The following is a 26,179-nucleotide window of genomic DNA, read 5'->3' as shown; positions in this document are numbered from 1 at the left end:
CAACTTTAAATTACTTATGTTGTAAAAGAATATGATATTTATTATAATTTTATATGGTGACAATGATAACCTAAAGTTTGAACTCAAGGAATAAAATTTCTCCATATTGCATCTGCGGAGGCGTAGGGTAAGAATTGGGGAAAGGTCATAGTCCGTTAATTTGAATTGGGGTCATTTTTGGGGTCCCAATAGTTCTTCATGCCCTATTTTAAGCAATATTATCATAAAATCCCTCCCTCCCATAAATTCTCATGCCTTTTAACAATATTCCTTTGGCAACATTTTGTTAAGGAACCCCCTCTTTAAGGTATTACTTTAAAGAGGGGGTTCCTTAACTTAAAAAATCTGAAAGGTAATATAGTAAATAAAAGTATTGTCTTAGATTTTCATTATTTTTATTAAAGGAAATATGGGAAAAAGGATTACATATATTTTTCCTTATTAAGATTAAGAGATTAGATTAAGAGATTAAGGTTCTCAAAAACAAAGGAATGAGGTGGGGCCACTTACGGATGGGATGTTTCTTACTACCTCTTAAATTAATACATGAAAAGTGGAGGAAATATTGAATGGTTAAAGATATAATTAGCAAATATTTGAGAGTAGCGGAAAAGACTGAATTTATCAGAGGTTTCAAAAAAGAAACAATGATCCCTGCTAGCGGCAACAAAGAAAGCAATGAAAGCAATGAGAGCGATGAAAAAGACTTTAGCAGCATTAACCCTGAAAAGGGGAAGCAAGAAGCGGACAATTCACTGACGCAAAGTAAAGAGGTTGCCATTGTCGGTGTAGCATGCCGTTTTCCTGGAGCCGGAAATTATGAAGAATATTGGGGTAATTTAAGGCAAGGAAAATCAAACATTCAAGAAATTCCTCCGGACCGTTGGGATTGGAAAGCATATTGGGGGGACCCGATAACCGAAAATAATAAAACAAACAGCAAGTGGGGCGGATTTATAGAGAATGTAGATGCCTTTGATGCCGATTTTTTTGGCATCACTGCCAGGGAAGCCGAAACAATGGACCCTCAACAACGGCTTATGCTGGAACTTTCCTGGTCTTGTTTTGAGGATGCCGGGATTTGCCCTTCCCATTTGGCGGGGGAAAATATCGGTGTTTTTACCGGTATCGCCAATTTGGACTATAAAGAATTGCAAGAAAAAGAGTTCTCCTCCATTGCCACTCATTATGCCTCCGGAATTGCCCAGTCAGTTATCGCCAGTCGGATTTCCTATTATTTTAATTTTAAGGGACCGAGCTTTCCGTTAGATACCGCCTGCTCCAGTGCTCTTACCGCCATACATGCGGCTGTACACTCCATACAGCGGGGAGAATGCAGCATGGCCTTAGCAGGGGGAGTTAGTTTGTTACTGACTCCCCTCAGGTATATCTGCTTTGCCAAAGTGGGTATATTATCTCCTACCGGTTCCTGCAAAACATTTGACGATGCTGCGGACGGTATGGTACGCGGTGAAGGGGCCGGGGTGATTTTGCTCAAGCCTTTAGAAAAAGCCCTGGCAGATGGGGACTATATTTATGGAATTGTGAAAGGGAGCGCTATTAATCATAGCGGCAAGACCCATACTTTAACCTATCCCAATCCGGAAGCGCAGGCAGAAGTAATTATTGGTGCGTGTACGCAGGCAGGCGTAACGCCTGATAGTATTAGCTATATCGAGACCCACGGAACCGGAACCCCCAAAGGCGATCCCCTCGAATTCCGAGGGCTCCTTACGGCATTTCAACATGTTGCCTCGCAAGCAGGTATAAAACTTGGAAATTATTATTGCGGTTTGGGATCTGTAAAAACCAACATCGGTCATTTGGAAGCTGCATCAGGAATAGCGAGCGTAATTAAAGTTTTATTGGCTATGAAATATAAACAATTACCGGGAATACATAATTTTAAGCAGCTAAATCACCGTATTTCGCTCCAGGATAGTCCATTTTATATTATAAAACAGCTGCAGGAGTGGAATCCCCCGGCAGGCCTTCCCAAACGGGCAGGTGTCAGTGCTTTTGGCTTTGCCGGTACGAATGCTCATGTAATAATTGAAGAAGCACCGGTTTATACAAGAGCCGCCGCCCAAGAACAACCTTATTATCTAATTTGTTTATCCGCCAAGACAGAAGAAGCTTTAAGGCGAAAAGAACAGGATTTAGCTCTTTGGCTGGAAAAAGAAGGAAGAAATAATGGCAATAATAATCTTGGCGATATTAGCGGGACTTTGCTTCTAGGCCGGGAACATTTCGAAGCAAGATCTGCTTTTGTTGTCAGGAATATCCCGGAACTTCAGGAAAAATTAAAACAAGTTCTTGAAAATGGGCAGGCCGAAGGATATTTTAAAGCAAGTAATCCGGAAAGACAAGGGGATACGCTTGCGACAGAAGAATCCGACCGGACAATGATGGAAGAGTCATTGTTTGACGGAGAAATAAATGAGCAGGAATATTACAATAAGCTTATTGGCTTGGCGGAATCGTATACAAAAGGGTACAATCCTAACTGGAAGCTAATATTTCACGGTCAGAATCCACGGCGCATTTCTCTGCCCACCTATCCCTTCGCCAAGGAGCGCCACTGGGTGCCTGACATCGACGCCAAACCAACCGGCAGAGGAGACATAGCGTCAATTCATCCCCTTTTGCACCAGAATACCTCCGATCTGGCTGAACAAAGATTTGCCTCGACATTTACCGGCCGGGAGTTCTTCCTGGCGGATCACATAGTAAAAGGTGAAAGCATCCTGCCCGGTGTAGCCTACCTGGAGATGGCCAGAGCCGCCGTGGAGCAGGCAGCCGGAGCCTTGCAAGCGGAAAAAACCCGGATAAAACTCAAGAACGTGGTTTGGGCGCGCCCCATTGTCGTAAGAGACAAACCAGTCCGGGTATACATCGGACTCTACCCGGAAGAGGACCGAATCGCGTATGAGATTTACAGTCAGCCCGATGAAGCTGGCACCGAATCAATAATCCATAGCCAGGGAATTGCCGTGCTGAACGCTGATCAAGACGTCCCCACACTGGATCTAGCCGCCCTGCAGACCGAGTGCGGCCAAACCGCTCTCGGCTCCAGCCAGCTCTATGAGGCCTTCAAAACCATAGGTCTGGATTACGGCCCCGCCCACAAAGGGATCGAACAGTTGTATATCGGAAAGGACCAGGCACTGGCCAGACTCACCCTGCCATCATCCGTTGCCAATACTCAGGACCAGTTTGTCTTGCACCCCAGTCTAATGGATGCTGCCCTCCAGGCCTCGGTTGGCCTGACGCTCTACGCCGGCGAAACGTTGCTGTCCGGCGGCAACATCCCCCTCAAGCTGTCTCTGCCCTTCGCTTTGGGTGAGCTTGAAATATTTGATAATTGCACTGCCGTCATGTGGGCGCATATACGTCCGAGTGCCGGTAGCGTAGCAGGGGAAAGGCTGCAAAAGCTGGACATCGATCTCTGCAACGATCAGGGCCATATTTGCGTACGCCTGAAGGCATTCACATCCAGAACCCTGGAAGGCGAATTGGACGCAGGAACCTATGGGACGCTGCTGCTTGAGCCCTGCTGGCGGGAACAACCGGTTGCCCGGGAACTCCCCGCCTCTACCTATGCCCAGCACCTGGTAATTCTCTGCGAGCCGGATAATATCTCCCCTGAAGACGTTGGCATCCGGATGAACAAGGTGCGCTGCCTGTCTCTTAAGTCCGCGCAGCCGGAGATCGGGGAGCGTTTCCAAACCTATGCCGCCCAGGTGTTTGAAGAAATCCAAAGCATTCTCAAGGATAAGATCAAAGAACAAGTACTGATCCAAATAGTAGCTGCCGGTTTAAACGAGGAGCAGCTTTGCGCCGGCCTAGCCGGCCTCTTGAAAACAGCCCGACTGGAGAACCCGCGGCTGATGGGACAGTTGATTTGCGTAGAGCCGGGGCAAGATACGGAAACCATTATCGAACAACTCAAGGAAAACAGCCGCAGCCCTCAGGACCAGGAGGTCCGCTACCAGGACGGCAAACGTCTGGTTGCCGGCTGGAGCGAAATGGAAGTTTCCCCTGAAACCAAGGAGATCCCCTGGAAAGACCGGGGGGTCTATTTAATAACCGGCGGCGCCGGCGGCCTGGGACTCATTTTTGCCAGGGAAATTGCCCATAAAGTCAAAGAAGCCGTCCTGATCCTCACCGGCCGTTCGCCGCTGGCCGAAGACAGACAGGCCCGGCTCAAAGAACTGAAGAACCTGGGCGTCCGGATCATCTACCGCCAGGCGGATGTGACCGACAAGGATGCAATCACCGGTCTGATGGAAGACATCCGGCAGGAGTTCGGTAATCTCAACGGCATTATCCATGCCGCCGGCATGCTCAAAGACAGCTTCATCATCAAGAAGACCAAAGAGGAGTTCCAGGCCGTCCTTGCTCCCAAGGTCAGCGGCCTGGTCAATCTGGATCAGGCCAGCCAGGACCAGAGACTGGACTTCTTCGTAGTCTTCTCCTCGCTGGCAGGAACCATGGGCAACCCGGGCCAGGCCGACTACTCTACCGGCAATGCCTTTATGGACGCCTATGCCCACTACCGCAACAACCTGGCGGCTTCCGGCCGGCGTCACGGCCGGACACTGTCCGTCAACTGGCCGCTGTGGCAGGAAGGCGGGATGAGGGTCGATAAAGAGACCGAGAGAATACTGCAGCAAAGCATCGGCATGTTTCCCATGCAGACCGGGACCGGCATCCGGGCCTTCTACCGGGGATTAGCCGCCGGCAAGACCCAGGTGCTGGTGGCGGAAGGCAACCTGGCGAAATTAAGGCGCTCTACAGGCTTGGATTCCCCTGCCGGCGGGATTACGAAGCCCAAAGGAAAAATCAATGCCGCCGATGCCGCCGATGATTCTTTACAGGCCCAAACCCTGGACCTGGTGAAACAGGCGCTGGGGAATGTAATTGGTCTGTCCCAGGAAAAAATACAGCCGGAAACACATTTCGAAAAATATGGAATTGACTCCATTATGCAAGTAAATATAATCCGGAAGTTGGAAAAAGTAACCGGAGAACTCCCCAAGACCCTCCTGTTTGAATATAGCAACACCCAGGAACTGGTAGATTATCTGATTGAAAATCATTCCGAAAAATTATCAGAATCAATAGCACCGGCGGAGCAAGAGACTATCATCCAGCCGCCGAATGCTCCGGCGGCCTCTAATCTTCAGAGAAGGTCCCGGTTTATGAAGTTACAGGAAGCGGTCCTGCCGGAACAAACGGCGGAAGATATTGCCATTATCGGCATCAGTGGCCGTTATCCCTTGTCAAATACATTAGAAGAATTCTGGGAGCACCTGAAAGCGGGCGACAATTGTATTGCCGAAGTTTCCAGCCAACGCTGGAACACCTCATTAGCCCAAGCATTATCAAAAGGGCAATTGCCATATCAATATGAGAAGTACTATGGCGGTTTTTTGGACAGTATTGATCGATTTGACCATTACTTGTTTGAAATCCCCCGGGATCAAGTCCTGGAACTGCCGCCGGAAGTCCGGTTGTTTTTAGAGATTGTCTGGGAGACATTTGAGGACGCGGGTTATGCCAAACCGGCTCTGCAGGATCTGCAAGCCAGGTATCAGAAGGGGATCGGGGTATTTGTCGGCGCCATGTACGGCCAATATCCCTGGAGCATTCCCTCCCAGGAACTGGCCGCGCTAAGCTCTAATGGCACGGACTGGCAAATTGCCAATCGAACCTCGCATTTCTTTAATCTTACCGGACCGAGTATGGCCGTCAATTCCGCCTGCTCCAGTTCGTTAACCGCGATTCATCTCGCTTGTGAAAGTCTGAAGCAGAAGACCTGCTCCATGGCTATCGCCGGGGGAGTGAATCTAACCCTGGATCCATCCAAGTATGATGCATTGCAACGAGTGAAATTTCTTGGCAGCGGCAACCGGAGTAAAAGCTTTGGCGCCGGTGACGGATATATTCCGGGAGAAGGCGTGGGGGCGGTGCTGTTAAAACCCCTCTCGCTGGCAATTCAAGATCACGACCGCATCGATGCCGTGATTAAAAGCAGTTTCGCCAATCATGGCGGCGGCCGGCAGGCATACACAGTTCCCGACCCCAGGCAACAGGCCCAGTTAATACTGAATTCAATCCAGCGGGCCGGAATCGATCCTTTGACTATCAGCTATGTGGAGGCGGCCGCCAATGGGTCGGAAATGGGAGATCCCATTGAGTTGATCGCGCTAAACAACGCCTTTAAAAAATATTCGGATCAGAAGCAATACTGTGCGCTGGGCTCGGTAAAATCCAATCTGGGTCATCTGGAAGCCGCCTCGGGGATATCCCAGCTCAGTAAAGTTCTCTTGCAGCTGCAACACAAAACCCTGGTGCCGTCAATCAATGCAAATCCGAGGAATCCCAATGTTAAGCTGGAAAGCAGTCCCTTTTACCTGCAGGAAACAACCAGTCCCTGGAATCCGTTAAAGGATGCCAAAACAGGCGAGAATCTGCCGCGAAGAAGCATGATCAACTCCTTTGGCGCCGGCGGGGCCTATACCAATTTGATTGTAGAAGAATATACAGGGGAAGGTTTGGCCCAAGTTTCCAGCCTAAATCCCCGCCCGGAATACCTCATGATTTTTTCTGCCAAGACAGAAGGGAGTTTGCGCAAGTATCTTAAAGAAATGCGGGGGTATTTAACCCGGAACGCATCGCTGGCAATCGGGGATATGGAACGGTCCTTGCAGAAAATCAACCATAACTTAGAGCACAGAGCGGCGATGGCAGTAGCGTCGGTGCCGGAGCTTTTGGAAAAACTGGATCTGCTGGCGGCGGGAGAAGAATTGGCGGCTTCCGGCATATACACCTCTTTCGACGGCGCGTTTACTGGCAGTTCTTTAGACGCATCAAACCTGCCGCAAGCATTGGAAAGGAAGGATTTAAGGCAACTGGCGCAATATTGGGCGGCGGGGGCGGCCGTGGAATTCAGACAACTGAATGGTCTTGAAGCCCCCCCGATAAAGCTGCCCAAGTATGTCTTTGATCATGATATTGAATTTGCTTTTGAACAGGGAGATTTAATGATGACTGAAAGAATTATTAAAGATAATAAAGATAATGACAATAATATCACTCCTGAGGTATATGCATACAACGAACCGTACCTTAGAGATCACACCGTGTATGGCGAGCAAGTACTCATCGGCGTGACTCATGCAAGCTTGGCAATCAATGCTTTTTATAAGATCTTTCCCCAGGAAAAAAGCCTTCATCTTCACCGCCTGAATTTTGTTAAACCAATCGTTGTGAAAGAGGGCCAGCAGGTGGAAGTCCTGGTGGAACCCGTACAGAAAGGACCGGCAATGGAGTTTCAGGTTCTGTACCGGCATATTTCATCCGGGGCATGGGATCTGGCGGCTACCGTCAGCTTGCAGCAGACTCCCTGCGAGAGCAAGAAAATAGACGTGGACATCATAACAAACTCTTTGGAAGAATACCATGACATCGCTGGGATTTATACTGCCAATCTGGCTGTTGGATTTGGGGAGAGTTTCAAAACAATCACTCATCTTTATACAGGAAACGACCTGGTAATGGCCAGAGTTGATTTAAGCCAAATCCTGCGGGAAGAAAACCATGCTTATGTATTACATCCTCTTTTTGCCAATAGCGCGTATCTGGCAATGTCGCCTTTATTGGACAAACAAGCGGATGGTGAAGAAGGTTATCTGCCCTTTGGAATTAAAGATATTCAGTTCCAGAAAAATGGCAGACTGGAACAATGCTGGCTGCTTGTAAGACTGGTGAAGAACTCGGGGGAAATGATTGTTTTTGATGCCGATCTGATCAATGATGAGTCGGAGGTCGTTGCCAGTTTTGCCGGCTGCTCCATTAAGCGGCTTCGTTCCACCAGCCAAATTCCCGCGGCGGATCAGCTGATTCCCGCTTCGGCGGAACTTCAGCAGCAAAGCCGGGAGAGTCCGGCTTATCATGTCCAATCACCGTCAGATTCAACCGGTCTTGCCGGTAAAATTCAAAAATACTTGCTAAGCAAATTGGCTAATAACGTAAAAAATAGTTCACGGCTTTCCAACTTAGAGGTCAATTTTATGGACTTGGGGATAGAATCCTCTAAGTTGGTGGCGATAGCCAATGAGATTGAAAAAGAAGCAAATATTGAATTATACCCAACCTTATTTTTTGAATACCCGAATATTAAAGAACTTATGGAGTTTTTCGCCACGGAACATCAAGAGTCGTTCCGGCAGCTGCTGGGAATTGATAAAGGGCACACGCCGCCGAAAGTGACGCCAAGTATTAGCCAACCCGGCCCGGTTATGGCGCAAAGACTTGCGCCGGCAAATATAAAAAATATAAATATAAATATAAAAACACTTACCGAACCCACGAAAGACGATATTGCCGTGATCGGGATGCATGGATTATTTGCCGAAGCCGCCAACTTAGATCAATTCTGGAACAATCTATGCAGCAAGAAGGACGTAATCAAGGAAGTGCCGCCGGACCATTGGGATTATCGCCCCTGGTACGATGAAAATCCGCAGGCAAAAGATAAAACCTATAGCAAATGGGGCAGCTTCCTTGATGATGTGGATAAATTTGACGCTGATTTCTTCAACATTGCGCCGCGGGAAGCGGAGTGGATGGATCCCCAGCTTCGGCTGCTGCTGCAAAGCATTTACGCTGCCGGTGAGGATGCGGGGTACATCAACCAGTTAAGAGGAACCAATACAGGTGTATTTGTCGGCGTTTGTTTTCATGATTACGCTGATAAGATCGCCGAGATGAACTACCCGACAGATCCTTATATCGGAACCGGCAATGCGCAGACTGTCATTGCCAACCGGGTCTCATTCTCATTTGACTTTAAAGGTCCGAGTCTGGCGGTGGATACTGCCTGCTCGTCCTCCTTGTTTGCCCTGCATTACGCCTGTCATGCTTTACGCAATAAAGAATGTGACATGGCTTTTGTCGGCGGGGCCAACTTACTCCTATCGTCTGCTCATTATCGCTATTTTTGCAGTATCGGCGCCTTATCGCCCACGGGACGCTGCCATACTTTCGATGAAGCTGCCGATGGGTATGTTCCGGGAGAATGCGTGGGCAGCATCTTGTTAAAGCCATTACAACAGGCAAAACGGGACGGGGATCATATTTATGCGGTTATTAAAGGCTCAGCATCCCTGCATGGGGGCTACACCCCTTCCTTAACCGCCCCCAGCGTTGCCGGCGAAGAAAATGTCATTGTCAAAGCCTGGGAAGATGCCGGCATCGATCCTGAAGCCATAAGTTATATCGAGGCCCACGGCACAGGGACCAAATTGGGCGATCCCATTGAAATTGACAGCTTAAAAAAAGCGTTCAAACGATTTACCAGGAAAGAGCAATTCTGCGCGATAGGATCGGCCAAGGCCAACATTGGCCATGCGGAAGGCGCTGCGGGAATTGCCGGCATCATAAAAGTCATTCTGCAGATGAAAAACCGGCAGATTCCGGCGATGCCGAAATTTAAGCAGTTGAATTCATATATTCAGCTGGATAAATCACCTCTTTATATTAACCGGGAACTGGAGGAATGGAAAAGCCCGGCGGGAGTCCCAAGAACAGCCGGGATCAGCTCTTTCGGGTTTTCCGGCACTTATGCCCATGTGGTGATCGAGGAATACGTCCCGGCGGAAGAAAAACCTGAAAGCAGCGTCACCTTCCCCAGTCCGGCCATCATCGTACTCTCCGCCAAGAATGAGGACCGCCTCCGCGAACAGGCGGAACAACTCCTGGCCGCCGTCCAGAGCGGGCAGTTCGCCGATACCGACTTAGCCGACATCGCCTATACCCTCCAGGTGGGAAGAGAGGCCATGGAGGAGCGCCTGGCCATAACCGCCGTGTCGCTCCAGGAACTGAAGGAGAAATTGCAAGGCTACCTGGCGGGCCGGGACAATATTGAGGATCTTTACCGGGGGCAGGTTAAGCGTAACAGGGAGACCCTGGACGTCTTGACAGCAGACGAAGATATGCCCAAAATAATTGACATCTGGATCGCCAAGGGCAAATATACCCAACTTATCGACCTGTGGGTCAAGGGCCTGTCCTTTGACTGGAACCGGCTCTATCCCGCTGCCAAGCCCCGGCGTATCTCCCTGCCTGCCTATCCTTTTGCCAAAGAGCGCTACTGGCTGCCTGAGATCGAGGCTAAAACAACCTCAATCTCCACAACAGCAGCCTCCCTCCATCCCCTTGTGCACCAGAATACCTCCAACCTTGCCGAATACAAGTTCACATCAATATTTACCGGCCAGGAGTTCTTCCTGGCGGATCCTATACTGAACGGCCGGAGCGTCCTGCCCGGAGTAGCCTGCCTGGAGATGGCCAGGGCCGCAGTGGAACAGGCAGCGGCAGTCCTGCACGAAGAAAAGACCCGGATCCGGTTCCGGGACATCGTCTGGACACGCCCCATTGCCGTGGAAGACAGACCAGTCCAGGTACACATCGGACTCTATCCCGAGGAGACCGGCCAGATCGCCTATGAGATTTACAGCCAGCCCGATGGGGTCGGCGCCGAGCCAATCGTGCACAGCCAGGGAGTGGCAATGCTGAGTCTTGTCCAGGAGGCTCCAGCCTTGGACCTGTCTGCCCTTAAGGCCAAGTGCGCCCGGAGCATCCTTTCCGCTTCCCAGATAAACAAGGCCTTCCATACGATGATCCAGCAGTTGTATATAGGACAAGATCAGGTCCTGGCTAAGCTCACCCTGCCGTCAGCCGCAACAGCCACTCAGGATCAGTTCGTCCTGCCCCCCGGCCTGCTGGACTCCGCCCTCCAGGCCTCCATGGGCTTAATGATTGACATGACACCAGCCAACAACACCTCCTTCAAACCTATTCTGCCCTTGGCCCTGGAGGAACTAGAAGTATTTGGCAGCTGCACCCCGGCCATGTGGGCGCTAATCCGCTACAGCGGCGGCAGCACGCCGACGGACAGGCTGCAGAAGCTGGATATCGACCTGTGCGATGATCAAGGCCGCGTTTGCGTGCGCATGAAGGCATTCACCACCAGAATCCTGGAAAGTGAAGCGGGCGTCGAACCCAGCAGGACGCTGCTGCTCCAGCCCTCCTGGAAGGAACAAGCCGTTGCCCAGGAAGCCTCAGCCCCTGACTATGCCCGGCACCTGGTAATCCTCTGCGATACAGACAGCCTTTCTCCGGAAAGCATTACTGCTGAGCTGAACAAGGCCAACTGCCTGCTTCTAAAGTCGCCGCAGCCGGAGATCGAAGAGCGCTTCCAAAGCTATGCCGCCCGGGTATTTGAAGAAACTCAAAGCATTCTCAGGGATAAACCGAAAGAACAAATACTGATCCAGATCGTGGTTTCCAGCCAGAATGAACAACAACTCTGCGCCGGCCTTGCCGGCCTGTTAAAAACAGCCCGGCTGGAGAACCCCAAACTTGCGGGACAGTTGATTGCCATAGAGCCGGGACAAGACCCGGCGACAATCATCGAACAACTGCGGGAGAACAGCCGCAGCCCTGAGGATCATCAGGTCCGCTACCAGGCCGGCAAACGTTTCGTTGCCGGCCTGAGGGAACTGGAAGCTTCCCCGGAAGGGGTCATCCCCTGGAAAGACCGGGGCGTTTACCTGATCACCGGCGGCGCCGGCGGTCTGGGACTCCTCTTTGCCCAGGAGATCATCCGGCAAGCCAAGGATACCACCCTGGTCCTCACCGGCCGCTCGCCTTTAGACGAAAACAGACAAGCCAGGCTGAAAGAACTGGAGGAAGCGGGCGCCCGGATCATTTACCATCAGGTGGATGTAACCGACAAGGAAGCAGTCAACAGCCTGATTCAGGATATCCAGCGTGAGTCCGGCAGCCTCAACGGCATCATCCATGCCGCCGGCATACTCAAAGACAACTTCATCATCAAGAAAACTAGCGAGGAGTTCCAGGCAGTTCTCGCTCCCAAGGTGAGCGGACTGATCAACCTGGATCAGGCCAGCCAGGACCAGAGGCTGGACTTCTTCCTGCTCTTCTCCTCCATATCAGGAAATTTTGGCAACCCGGGCCAGGCCGACTATGCAACAGCCAACGCCTTCATGGACGCCTACGCCGGCTACCGTCACGACTTGGCGGTCTCAGGCCGGCGCCACGGCCGGACGCTGTCCGTCAACTGGCCGCTGTGGCGAGAGGGCGGGATGCAACTGGATAGAGAGAATGAGAGGATGATGCGGCAAAGCACCGGCATGGTTCCCATGCAAACCGAGTCCGGCATCCAGGCCCTCTACCAAGGATTGGCCTGCGAACAGCCTCAGGTGCTGGTGCTGGAAGGCAATCCGGTACAGATGAAGCAAAAACTGCTGGCGATAACTCCGGCCACTCCCCAATCCGACCGCCAGCCTGCCAAGCTGCAGGCCGCCTTCGCGCAAGATCCCGGACTGCTTCGCGAAAAAACCTTACATCAACTAAAAGTTCTATTTGGAGAAACCACCAAGTTGAGTATAGGGAAAATAGATCCTGACGAGGCTCTGGAAAGCTATGGCATCGATTCGATTATGATTAACCGGCTCAATCAAAAACTTGCCGAAATCTTCGGTGAGCTGTCAAAAACCTTGTTTTATGAATATCAGACACTAGGAGCCTTAGCAGATTATTTTATTGCGGACTACCCCCAAGGGTGCATGCAGTGGACCGGACTCCAGGATCAGGTACAGCCAACATCAACATCTAAAGCACCCTCAACAACATCCCTCGCCGACAGCGATTTTTCCGTACTGACATCGTTGAAAACAAGCAGGAAGCAAACCCGAAATTTTGCCGCCGCAAGGGAAAGAACCAGAGAACCAATTGCCATCATTGGCATGAGCGGGCGTTATCCTCAGGCGAAGTCCCTGGCCGAGTACTGGGAGAATTTACAAACAGGCAAGGATTGCATCGCCGAAATTCCAGCGGAACGCTGGCCATTGGAAGGATTCTATCATCCGGACCGGCAGGAAGCCGTGGCCCAAGGCAAGAGCTACAGCAAATGGGGTGGTTTTATCGAAGGATTTGCGGATTTTGACCCAATCTTCTTCAATATTGCGCCCCGGGAAGCATTTAATATGGATCCGCAGGAAAGATTGTTCGTGGAGGCTTGTTGGGAAGTGTTGGAGGATGCAGGATATACCAGGGAACAACTTGCAAGCCAGTATAACCGGCAGATCGGGGTCTTCGCGGGAATTACCAAGACAGAATTTGCGCTGTACGGTACCGATCTTTGGAAACACGGGGAAAAAGTTTTTCCCCGCACCTCCTTTAGCTCCGTGGCCAACAGAATCTCCTATCTCCTGAATTTGCAAGGTCCCAGCATGCCGGTCGACACGATGTGTTCCTCCTCGTTAACCGCAATTCATGAAGCCTGCGAACATCTTTACCACGGCGAATGTGAGATGGCAATTGCCGGCGGGGTAAATCTGTATCTCCATCCTTTAAGCTATATCGGACTTTGCGGTCAACAGATGCTGTCGGCGGATGGACAATGCAAGAGCTTTGGCCGGGGCAGCAACGGATTTGTACCCGGTGAAGGAGTAGGATGCGTTTTATTAAAACCCCTGTCTCAGGCAATAAAGGACCATGATCATATCTATGCCCTCATCCGGGGTACCAGTATTAATCATGGCGGCAAGACCAACGGATATACCGTGCCCAATCCAAACGCTCAGGGGGATGTCATCAGAAAAGCGATGGAAAAAGCCGGTGTGGATGCCCGGACCGTCAGCTACATCGAAGCCCATGGGACGGGGACGGAACTTGGTGACCCGATTGAAATTACAAGCCTCACCCAGGCATTCCGCAAGGACACAAAAGATACAGGATATTGCGCCATCGGTTCAGTGAAATCAAACATAGGCCACCTGGAAGCAGCCGCCGGGATTGCAGGGGTTGCCAAAATTGTACTGCAAATGAAACATCAAAAGATTGCTCCCAGTCTGCATGCCAGGGAATTAAATCCTAATATCGATTTCCCCGTCACCCCCTTCGTCGTCCAACAGGAGCTGGCCCAGTGGAAGCGCCCGGTGGTTACGATTGACGGAGACACCAGGGAATATCCCAGGACAGCCGGCATCTCTTCCTTTGGCGCCGGGGGCTCCAACGCTCACCTAATAATTGAGGAGTACATCCCGGCTCAGGAAAGAATCCCAATCACCATTACTTCCCAAAACCCGGCCATTATCGTATTATCCGCCAAGACCGAAGAGCGCTTGCAGGAACAAGCGCAGCAATTGCTGACTGTCATCCAAAGCCAGCAATTCTCCGACGGCGACTTAACCGACGTCGCTTACACCCTTCAGGTGGGAAGAGAGGCTATGGAAGAACGTCTGGCTGTTATCGCCGCTTCTTTTAAAGAGCTGGAGGAGAAACTACAAGGTTATCTGGCAGGCCGGGACGGCTTAGAAGACCTCTACCGGGGACAGGTCAAACGCAACAAGGAGACCCTGGCCGTCTTTACAGCGGATGAAGAATTGCAGGAAGCTATTTGCAAATGGATCCAACGCGGCAAATATGCCAAACTCACCGACCTTTGGGTCAAGGGCCTGTCCATCGACTGGAACAAGCTTTATGCCGAAACCAAACCCAGGCGCATCTCTCTGCCCACCTATCCCTTTGCCAAAGAGCGCTACTGGATTCCCCCAGTCGAGACCAAAAAGCCCGTCGACCCGGTCCGAATCTCAACCGCTGCAATGACCTTAACATTGAAAGAGTCGGTTCAATCAGAAATTCCTAAGCAATCTTTACAGTCCGCCAACGTGACAAGCACGATTGCAAAAGTCTCAAGTAAACCGAGCGGGGTTTTACTAATGACCTTGTCAGAGACGCAAGCGCCGCTGAACAGGGATGCAGCGCCAACAAGGCAGGATGTAAAATTGCAGCCTCCAGGCATCGTATCATCAAAATTTGCGATTAACGAAGAAGCCATACCCGCGACTTCAGAGACGCAAGCGCCGCTGAACAGGGATGCAGCGTCAACAGGGCAGGATGTGAAATTGCAGCCTCCCGGCATTTTATTATCAAAACTTGCGATTAACGAGGAAGCCATACCCGGGATTTCAGAGACGCAAGCGCCGCTGAACAGGGATGCAGCGTCAACAGGGCGGGATGTGAAATTGCAGCCTCCAGACATTTTATCCATAGCTCATGTTCAGCCGGCCGTCTCGGTGGAATCATTGCGGGAAGAGCTCAGAGCAAGCCTGGCGGAAGTCTTAAGAATGATGCTGAACGATGTTGATATAGATAAAGAATTTGTAGATATGGGGCTTGATTCAATTACCGGTGTGGAGTGGGTTCAAGCAATTAACCGGCAGTATGGGACATCAATTCCGGCAACAAGAATCTATGATTATCCCACTATTGGTAAAATGGCCGATTATCTGGCAACAGAATTAGCTGAGCTAAAAACTGAGCTAAAAAGAGAGATGATTCAAGCAGCGCCTGTAAAATCAGACCAAGTCTCGTCATCACGATTTGAGATTAACAATGAAGCCCAATCCCTGGTTCAAGGCCAGCCGGGCGTCTTGGCGGACTCACTGCGGGAAGAGCTCAAAGCAAGCCTGGCGGAAGTCCTGAGAATGAACCCGGGCGATATGGATGTAGATAAAGAATTTGTGGATATGGGGCTTGATTCAATTACCGGTGTGGAGTGGGTTCAGGCAATTAACCGGCAATATGGGACATCAATTCCGGCAACAAGAATCTATGATTATCCAAGTATTGTCAAGATGGCAAATTATCTGGTATTGGAATTGCCTGAGCAGAAGGGGGAAACGATTCAAGCATCGGCAAAATCAACCCAGAACCTTTCCTTGAATTCTTTGAATGAGATTTTGGAGCAAGTGAAGAACGGGGTTTTAGACGGCGAACAGGCGGAACAACTGTTTAGTTCGTTTAAACACCAGGATTCCCTTAATGAGGAAACGGAGAAAATAGTGGATTAACATGAGGCGTTATGCAAAACTTGGGAACTGGAAAATGTAATTACTTGTGAGAATGGGAGGAAGCTATCGATGACCTCAAAAGGGATTTTTCAGGCGCTGCAAACAGGAAAAATCAGTCTTGAACAGGCACAGAAAGAATTAATGAAAATTATTAATAAAACTCCTGTGCAACTTTCAGATCTGTCAGCAGCATCAGACAAGCAGCAGATCTCTGAATCGTCAAATGTAAATCAATCTTTAGTCGCTTTGTGCGAGGTCGAACCCAATATTGTTCAACTGACCATGCAGGACCAGGCATATAAAAATGCGTTTTCGGAGGAATTGGTCAGCGGTTTGATCCAATCATTTGAATCGATACAGAAAAATCCCAGCTATAAAGTGGTAATCCTGACCGGATATGGCAGCTATTTTGCTTCCGGCGGAACGCAAGAGGGATTGTTGGCGATAAGTGAAGGCAAAATAAAGTTTACCGAAAGAAACCTTTACAGGCTTGCACTCGACTGCAAGATACCGGTGATCGCAGCCATGCAGGGCCATGGAATTGGCGCCGGTTGGTGCCTGGGAATGTCCTGCGATTTTATCGTGATGAGTCTGGAAAGCTTTTACGCCAGCAATTACATGAAATACGGCTTTACTCCCGGCTTTGGCGCCACTCTGATTTTTCCTGAGAAATTCGGCAACAGCTTAGGGCAGGAAATTTTATTCACGGGAAAAAGATACAGCGGATCCGAATTAAAGTTAAGAGGCATTCCTTTTCCGGTTTTACCAAGGCAAGAGGTGCTGTCGTATGCGATCCGGCTGGCAAAAGAATTATCCGGGTCCCCCAGAGAATCGTTGATCGCACTAAAGGATCATATGGCTGAATCCATTCGAAAAAAGCTGTCGGTAACGATTGAAAAAGAAATAGAGATGCATGAAAAAACTTTTGTAAATCAACCTGAAGTAAGAGAACGTATTCAATCAGTATATGGTCAGTTGCCAAAACATGATCAACGACAATCTTTAAGTTTAACCGCTCATAGAACCAAGGAAATTCAACATATAACCACCGCCGTCAATAGCAGTGAAAATGCCCCTTCTGTTAAAAGCGCCCCGTCGCTTGGCGGAAAGGCTTCAGGTAGGCCGCAGGATCAGTCATTACAGAATTCCATTGCGATCATCGGCATGTCGGGACAGTTTCCCAAAGCCAAGACCTTGCCGGCATTTTGGGACAACCTGGCCCGGGGCATAGATTGCATTTCAGAAATCCCCGCCAACAGGTGGTCCATAGAAGCCCATTATGATAAAGACCCGAAAGCTCCCGGAAAAAGCTACAGCAAATGGATGGGTGTCTTGGAAGATGCCGATCAGTTTGATTCCCTGTTCTTCAATATTTCCCCCACAGAAGCGGAATTGATGGACCCCCAACAGCGCCTGTTTTTGGAAGACTGCTGGCGCTGTATCGAAGATGCCGGATTGAGCCCCTCTTCTCTGTCCGGAAGCCGCTGCGGTGTTTTCGTAGGCTGCGCCACCAGTGATTATAAGCAATACATGGGTAGCCAAGCCCTGAATGCCCAGGGCCTGATGGGAGCGGCAACCTCGATTTTAACGGCCCGAATTGCGTACCTGCTAAACCTGAAGGGACCCTGTTTAGCCATCGACACCGCCTGCTCCTCCTCGCTGGTGGCTATTGTTGAAGCCTGCAACAGCTTGATCCTGCGTAACAGCGATCTGGCCTTGGCAGGCGGTGTATGTGTTATGGCCGGACCGGTGATGCACATCATGACCAGTAAGGCAGGCATGCTGTCCGCCGATGGCCGGTGCTTCGCCTTTGATACCCGTGCCAACGGGTTTGTTCCCGGGGAAGGAGTAGGAGTTCTTTTGTTGAAACGGCTCGCCGACGCCGTTCAGGATCAGGACCCGATTTATGGAGTAATCCGTGGCTGGGGCGTCAACCAGGATGGGAAAACGAACGGGATTACCGCTCCCAGTGTAAATTCGCAGATTCTCTTAGAAAAAGAAATATATCAATCCTTTAACATTAACCCGGAAACAATCTCCCTGATTGAAGCCCACGGAACAGGGACAAAACTTGGCGATCCGATTGAAGTGGAAGCGCTTACCAAGTCATTCCAATCCTACACCGACAAGAAAAACTACTGCGCCCTGACCTCGGTGAAAAGCAATATTGGTCACCTCATGACAGCGGCGGGAGCAGCCGGGGTAATCAAGATATTGCTTGCCCTGCAGCACCGTATGCTGCCGCCCACGATTAATTTTAAAACCCTAAACGAACATATCTCCCTGGACAATAGTCCCTTTTACGTCAATACCGAATTAAAAACCTGGGAAGCAGATCCGGGCATCCCCCGGCGGGCCGCCGTGAGTTCCTTTGGATTCAGCGGCACCAATGCCCACCTGGTTATTGAAGAATATATCCCCGAGGCTGCCGCAGCGGTTCCCGTTGACACAAACAGCCCGGTCCTGTTTGTATTGTCCGCCAAGAGTGAAGAGCAACTAAAAACCTATGCGGAACACATGAAGAACCATCTTGAATTACAGGAAAACCTCAACCTGGCAGATATGGCCTACACTCTCCAAACAGGCCGGGATGCAATGGACTACCGCCTGGCTTTTGTAGCGGATTCCAAAGACGCCCTGCTAACAGCCTTAGACGGTTTTATCAACAACAACCCGCCGGCGGGAGTTCTAACCGCCCAGGTAAAAAAGAGCAAAGAAGGAACGGCAGTCTTTGAAGCGGACGAAGATGCCAAATCCCTGCTGCAAACCTGGTTCCAAAAGAAGAAACTTACAAAAATAGCCGACCTCTGGGTCAAGGGCCTGTCCTTTGACTGGAACCAGCTTTATCCCGGCGCTAAACCCCGGCGTGTCTCCCTGCCTGCCTATCCTTTCGCCCCAGAGCGCTACTGGATGCCTGAGAACGTTCCCAATACTCTCGATGCCTCGATAACAACAGCCTCTATCCATCCCTTATTGCACTTGAACACCTCCAACCTAGCCGAACAAAGATTTACCTCGACATTTACCGGCCGGGAGTTCTTCCTGGCGGATCACATAGTGAAGGGTGAAAGCATCCTGCCCGGCGTGGCTTACCTGGAAATGGCCAGGGCCGCCGTGGAGCAGGCAGTTCCCGCCTTTGCCGAAGAAAAGACTTATATAAAACTTAAGAACATTGTCTGGACCAGTCCTGTTAGTGTAGCAGAGCGCCCGGTCCAAGTCCATATCGGACTCCATCCGGAAGAGGCCGGCCACATCGCTTACGAGATCTACAGCCAGAACAATAGCCAGGCCGACAGCGAATCCAATGAAGTTAACGTTGAATCAATAATAGTGCATAGCCAGGGAGTGGCAGTGATGAGCCCTGCCCAAGGGGTGCCTGCCCTGGATCTTGCTGTTTTGCAAGCCGAGTGCGCCGGGAATGTCCTTGCTGCTTCCCAGCTTTACGAGGCCTACAAAGGGATGGGGATCGACTATGGCCCAGCCCACCAGGGGATCGAGCAGGTGAACATCGGACAAAATCAAATTCTGGCCAGACTTATCCTGCCGTCATCCGTCGCAGCCACCCGGAACCAGTTCATCCTGCACCCCAGCCTGATGGATTCCGCCCTTCAGGCCTCCCTTGGCCTGATGATGAGCGCCGGCGCGGCGCTTTCCAAGCCAATCCTGCCATTCGCCCTGGAGGAGATTGAAGTCTTTGGCGGCTGCACCACTACCATGTGGGCGTATGTCCGGCCGAGCAACGGCAGCGTATCAAGGGATAAGCTGCAAAAGCTGGACATTGACCTCTGTGACGATCAGGGGCGCATTTGCATACGCATGAAGGCATTCACGTCCAGAATCCTGGAAGGTGAACCAAGTACAACAACCCCAGGCACACTGCTGCTTGAGCCTTCATGGAAAGAACAACCGGTTGCCGGGGAAGTCCCCGCCCCTGATTATGCCCAGCACCTGGTACTTCTCTGCGAGCCGGATAATATCTCCTCTGAAGACGTTGCCGCCCGGATGAGCGAGGTGCGCTGCCTGTCTCTTAACTCCTCCCAGCCGGAGATCGGAGAGCGTTTCCAAACCTATGCCGCCCAGGTGTTTGAAGAAATCCAAAGCATCCTCAAGGACAAGCCGCAAGACCAGGTCCTGATTCAGATCGTAGTTTCCAGCTTGAGCGAGCGGCAGCTTTGCGCCGGGCTAGTCGGCCTCTTGAAAACAGCCCGGCTGGAGAACCCGCGGCTGATGGGACAGTTGATTGGCGTAGAACCGGGACAAGATACGGAAACCATCATCGAACAACTTCAGGAAAACAGCCGCAGCCCTCAGGACCAGGAGGTCCGCTACCAGGACGGCAAACGTCTCGTTGCCGGCTGGAGCGAAATGGAAGTTTCCGATGAAACCATGGAGATCCCCTGGAAAGACCGGGGGGTCTATTTAATAACCGGCGGCGCCGGCGGCCTGGGACTCATTTTTGCCAGGGAAATTGCCCATAAAGTCAAAGAAGCCGTCCTGATCCTCACCGGCCGTTCGCCGCTGGCCGAAGACAAACAGGTCCGGCTCAAAGAACTGGAGACCCTGGGCGGCCGGATCATCTATCGCCAGGCGGATGTGACCGACAAGGATGCAATCACCGGTCTGATGGAAGACATTCGGCAGGAGTTCGGTAATCTCGACGGCATTATCCATGCCGCCGGCATGCTCAAGGACAGCTTCATCATCAAGAAGACCAAAGAGGAGTTCCAGGCCGTCCTTGCTCCCAAGGTCAGCGGCCTGGTCAACCTGGATCAGGCCAGTCAGGACCAGAGACTGGCCTTCTTCGTAGTCTTCTCCTCAATTGCAGGCGCCATGGGCAACCCGGGCCAGGCCGACTACTCTACCGGCAATGCCTTTATGGACGCCTATGCCCACTACCGCAACAACCTGGTGGCTTCCGGCCGGCGTCACGGCCGGACACTGTCCGTCAACTGGCCGCTGTGGCAGGAAGGCGGGATGCAGGTCGATAAAGAGACCGAGACAATGCTGCAGCAAAACACCGGCATGGTTCCCATGCAGACCGGGACCGGCATCCGGGCCTTCTACCGGGGATTAGCCGCCGGCAAGACCCAGATGCTGGTGGCGGAAGGCAACCTGGCGAAATTAAGGCGCTCTACAGGCTTGGATTCCCCTGCCGGCGGGATTACGAAGCCCAAAGGAAAAATCAATGCCGCCGATGCTGCCGATGATTCTTTACAGGCCCAAACCCTGGACCTGGTGAAACAGGCGCTGGGGAATGTAATTGGTCTGTCCCAGGAAAAAATACAGCCGGAAACGCAATTTGAAAAATATGGAATTGACTCCATTATGCAAGTAAATATAATTCAGGAGTTGGAAAAGGTAACCGGAGAGCTTCCCAAGACTCTCCTGTTTGAATATAACAATACCCAGGAACTGGCAAATTATCTTATTAAAAATCATTCCGGTAAATTGTCAGATAAATTTGCCAAATCAATAATGCCGGCGGAGCAAGAGACTACCATCCAGCCGCCGAATGCTCCGGCGGCTTCTAATCTTCAGAGAAGGTCCCGGTTTATGAAGTTACAGGGAGCGGTCCTGCCGGAACAAACGGCGGAAGATATCGCCATTATCGGCATCAGTGGCCGCTATCCCTTGTCAAATACATTAGAAGAATTCTGGGAGCACCTGAAAGCAGGCGACAATTGTATTACCGAAGTTCCCAGCCAACGCTGGAATACCTCATTAGCCCAGGCGCTGCAATTGCAATATCAATATGAGAAGTACTATGGCGGTGTTTTGGACAGTATTGATCAATTTGACTATTACTTGTTTGAAATCCCCCGGGATCAAGTCCTGGAACTGCCGCCGGAAGTCCGGTTGTTTTTAGAGATTGTCTGGGAGACATTTGAGGACGCGGGTTATGCCAAACCGGCGCTGCAGGATCTGCAAGATCGGCATCAGAAGGGGGTTGGGGTATTTGTCGGCGCCATGTACGGCCAATATCCCTGGAGCATTCCCTCTCTGGAACTGGCCGCGCTAAGCTCTAATGGCACGGACTGGCAAATTGCCAATCGAACCTCGCATTTCTTTAATCTTACCGGACCGAGTATGGCCGTCAATTCCGCCTGCTCCAGTTCGTTAACCGCGATTCATCTCGCTTGTGAAAGTCTGAAGCAGAAGACCTGCTCCATGGCTATCGCCGGGGGAGTGAATCTAACCTTGGATCCATCCAAGTATGATGCATTGCAACGGATGAAATTTCTTGGCAGCGGCAACCGGAGTAAAAGCTTTGGCGCCGGTGACGGATATATTCCGGGAGAAGGCGTGGGGGCGGTGCTGTTAAAACCCCTCTCGCTGGCAATTAAAGATCACGACCGCATCGATGCCGTGATTAAAAGCAGTTTCGCCAATCATGGCGGCGGCCGGCAGGCATACACAGTTCCCGACCCCAGGCAACAGGCCCAGTTAATACTGAATTCAATCCAGCGGGCGGGAATCGATCCTTTGACTATCAGCTATGTGGAGGCGGCCGCCAATGGGTCGGAAATGGGAGATCCCATTGAGTTGATCGCGCTAAGCAATGCCTTTAAAAAATATTCGGATCAGAAGCAATACTGTGCGCTGGGCTCGGTAAAATCCAATCTGGGTCATCTGGAAGCCGCCTCGGGGATATCCCAGCTCAGTAAAGTTCTCTTGCAGCTGCAACACAAAACCCTGGTGCCGTCAATCAATGCAAATCCGAGGAATCCCAATGTTAAGCTGGAAAGCAGTCCCTTTTACCTGCAGGAAACAACCAGTCCCTGGAATCCGTTAAAGGATGCCAAAACAGGCGAGAATCTGCCGCGAAGAAGCATGATCAACTCCTTTGGCGCCGGCGGGGCCTATACCAATTTGATTGTAGAAGAATATACAGGGGAAGGTTTGGCCCAAGTTTCCAGCCTAAATCCCCGCCCGGAATACCTCATGATTTTTTCTGCCAAGACCGAAGGGAGTTTGCGCAAGTATCTTAAAGAAATGCGGGAGTATTTAACCCGGAACGCATCGCTGGCAATCGGGGATATGGAACGGTCCTTGCAGAAAATCAACCATAACTTAGAGCACAGAGCGGCGATGGCAGTATCGTCGGTACCGGAGCTCCTGGAAAAACTGGATCTGCTGGCGGCGGGAGAAGGATTGGCGGCTTCCGGCATTTACACCTCTTTCGACGGCGCGTTTACTGGCAGTTCTTTAGACGCATCAAACCTGCCGCAAGCATTGGAAAGGAAGGATTTAAGGCAACTGGCGCAATATTGGGCGGCGGGGGCAGCTGTGGAATTCAGCCAACTGAATGATCTTGAAGCCCCCCCGATAAAGTTGCCCAAGTATGCCTTTGATCATGATATTAAATTTACTTTTGCGCCTGATTATGCAACGGTAACGGTAAATGAAGGAATTACCCCCAATAATGACTATCAGATTTCTCCGGAAATCTATGTGTATAACGAACCGTACCTCAGAGATCACACCGTGTATGGCGAGCAAGTGCTCATCGGCATGACTCATGTAAGCTTGGCCATAAATGCCTTTTATAAGATTTTTCCCCAGGAAAAGAGCCTTCATCTTCACCGCCTGAATTTTGTTAAACCAATCGTTGTGAAAGAGGGCCAGCAGGTGGAAGTCCTGGTGGAACCGGTACAGAAAGGACTGGCAATGGAGTTTCAGGTTTTGTACCGGCATGTTTCATCCGGGACATGGGATCTGGCGGCTACCGTCAGCTTGCAGCAGACCCCCGGCGAGAGCAAGAAAATAGACGTGGCGAGCATAACAAAGTCTTTAGAAGAATACCATGACATCAATGGGATTTATACTGCCAATCCGGCGGTTGGATTGGGAGAGAGCTTCAAGACAATCGCTCATCTCTATGCAGGCAACGGCCTGGTATTGGCTAGAGTTGATTTAAGCCAAATCCTGCGGGAAGAAAACCATGCTTACGAATTGCATCCCCTCTTTAACAGCAGTATTTTACTGGCAATGGCTCCTCTGCTAGAAGGACAAGTGGATGGTGAAGACGGTTATCTGCCCTTTGGAATTAAAGATATTCAGTTCCAAAAAACCGGCAGGTTGGAACAATGCTGGCTGCTTCTAAAACTGGTGAAGAACTCGGGAGAAATGATTGTTTTTGATGCCGATCTGATTAATGATGAGTCGGAGGTCGTTGCCAGTTTTGCCGGCTGCTCCATTAAGCGGCTTCGTTCCACCAGCCAAATTCCCGCGGCGGATCAGCTGATTCCCGCTTCGGCGGAACTTCAGCAGCAAAGCCGGGAGAATCCGGCTTATGTCCAATCACCGTCAGATTCAACCGGTCTTGCCGGTAAAATTCAAAAATACCTGGTTAATAAACTGGCTCATAAACTAAATGACCGTTCAGGGCTCGCCAACTTAGGGGTCAATTTTATGGACTTGGGGTTAGGATCTTCTCAGTTGGTGGCGATAGCCAATGAGATTGAAAAAGAAGCAAATATTGAACTATACCCAACCTTATTTTTTGAATACGCCAATATTAAAGAACTTACGGAGTTTTTCGCCACGGAACATCAGGATTCATTCAGGCAACTGCTGGGAATTACCGCCCAGCAACCCCGGATTTCCGAACCTGCCCAAACGGAAGGGCATAGGCACACGCCGGCGAAGGTGACGCCAAGTATTTGGCAACCCGGCCCGGTTATGGCGCAAAGACTTGCGCCGGCAAATATAAAAAATATAAATATAAATATAAAAACACTTACCGAACCCACGAAAGACGATATTGCCGTGATCGGGATGCATGGATTATTTGCCGAAGCCGCCAACTTAAATCAATTCTGGAACAATCTATGCAGCAAGAAGGACGTAATCAAGGAAGTGCCGCCGGACCATTGGGATTACCGCCCCTGGTACGATGAAAATCCGCAAGCGAAAGATAAAACTTATAGCAAATGGGGCAGCTTCCTTGATGATGTGGATAAATTTGACGCTGGTTTCTTCAACATTGCCCCTCGCGAAGCGGAGTGGATGGATCCCCAGCTTCGGCTGCTGCTGCAAAGCATTTATGCTGCCGGTGAGGATGCGGGGTACATCAACCAGTTAAGAGGAACCAATACAGGCGTATTTGTTGGCGTTTGTTCCCATGATTATAATGATAAGATCGTCGAAAGAAACTACCCTGTGGATCCTTATGTCGGAACCGGCAATGCGCAGACTGTCATTGCCAACCGGGTCTCATTCTCATTTGACTTTAAAGGCCCGAGTCTGGCGGTGGATACTGCCTGCTCGTCCTCCTTGTTTGCCCTGCATTACGCCTGTCATGCTTTACGCAATAAAGAATGTGACATGGCTTTTGTAGGTGGGGTTAACTTACTCTTATCGTCCATTCATTATCGCTATTTTTGCAGTATCGGCGCCTTATCGCCCACGGGACGCTGCCATACTTTCGATGAAGCTGCCGATGGGTATGTTCCGGGAGAATGCGTTGGCAGCATCTTGTTAAAGCCATTACAACAGGCAAAACGGGACGGGGATCATATTTATGCGGTTATTAAAGGCTCAGCGTCCCTGCATGGGGGCTACACCCCTTCCTTAACCGCCCCCAGCGTTACCGGCGAAGAAAATGTTATTCTCAAAGCCTGGGAAGATGCCGGCATTGATCCGGAAGCCATAAGTTATATCGAGGCCCACGGCACAGGGACCAAACTGGGCGATCCCATCGAAATTGACAGCTTAAAAAAAGCGTTCAAACGATTTACCAGGAAAGAGCAATTCTGCGCGATAGGATCGGCCAAGGCCAACATTGGCCATGCGGAAGGCGCTGCGGGAATTGCCGGCATCCTGAAAGTCATTCTGCAAATGAAACATGGGCAGATTCCGGCGATGCCGAAATTTAAGCAGTTGAATTCATATATTCAGCTGGATAAATCGCCTCTTTATATTAACCGGGAACTGGAGGAATGGAAGAAACCGGCGGGAGTCCCAAGAACAGCCGGGATCAGCTCTTTCGGGTTTTCCGGGGCTTATGCCCATGTGGTGATCGAGGAATACATCCCGGCGGAAGAAAAACCTGAAAGCAGCGTCACCTTCCCCAGCCTGTCCATCATCGTACTCTCCGCCAAGAATGAGGACCGCCTCCGCGAACAGGCGGAACAACTCCTGGCTGCCGTCCAGAGCGGGCAGTTCGCCGATACCGACTTAGCCGACATCGCCTATACCCTCCAGGCGGGAAGAGAGGCCATGGAGGA

Annotated in this window: 2 protein-coding genes (1 of these 2 running past the window's edge); both read left to right on the top strand. The window is 50.8% G+C overall.

Features of this window, described 5'->3' with window-relative positions; all coding sequences use genetic code 11:
* Positions 1 to 569 precede the first annotated feature (569 nt).
* A complete protein-coding gene (locus tag MAMMFC1_RS20635) occupies positions 570 to 15,950 on the top strand; it encodes an SDR family NAD(P)-dependent oxidoreductase (RefSeq protein ID WP_126310276.1) in 15,381 nt (5,126 codons plus the stop codon).
* Positions 15,951 to 16,019: 69 nt separating this feature from the next.
* Positions 16,020 to 26,179, top strand: partial view of an SDR family NAD(P)-dependent oxidoreductase gene (locus MAMMFC1_RS22530; RefSeq protein WP_126310275.1) — the 5' end (the start) only. It continues 17,434 nt past the right edge of the window; only the first 10,160 of its 27,594 coding nucleotides appear in the window; it begins with the start codon at positions 16,020 to 16,022; the stop codon falls past the right edge of the window.

It is taken from the genome of Methylomusa anaerophila, from assembly GCF_003966895.1.
GTDB classification, from domain to species: domain Bacteria; phylum Bacillota; class Negativicutes; order Sporomusales; family Sporomusaceae; genus Methylomusa; species Methylomusa anaerophila.
The sequence above is the reverse complement of the archived record's forward strand: the minus strand, read 5'-3'. Positions and strand labels throughout refer to the sequence as shown.

Coding starts and splice junctions, on each gene's coding strand:
- MAMMFC1_RS20635 (WP_126310276.1), top strand. CDS start 570: ATGGTTAAAGATATAATTAGCAAATATTTGAGAGTAGCGGAAAAGACT.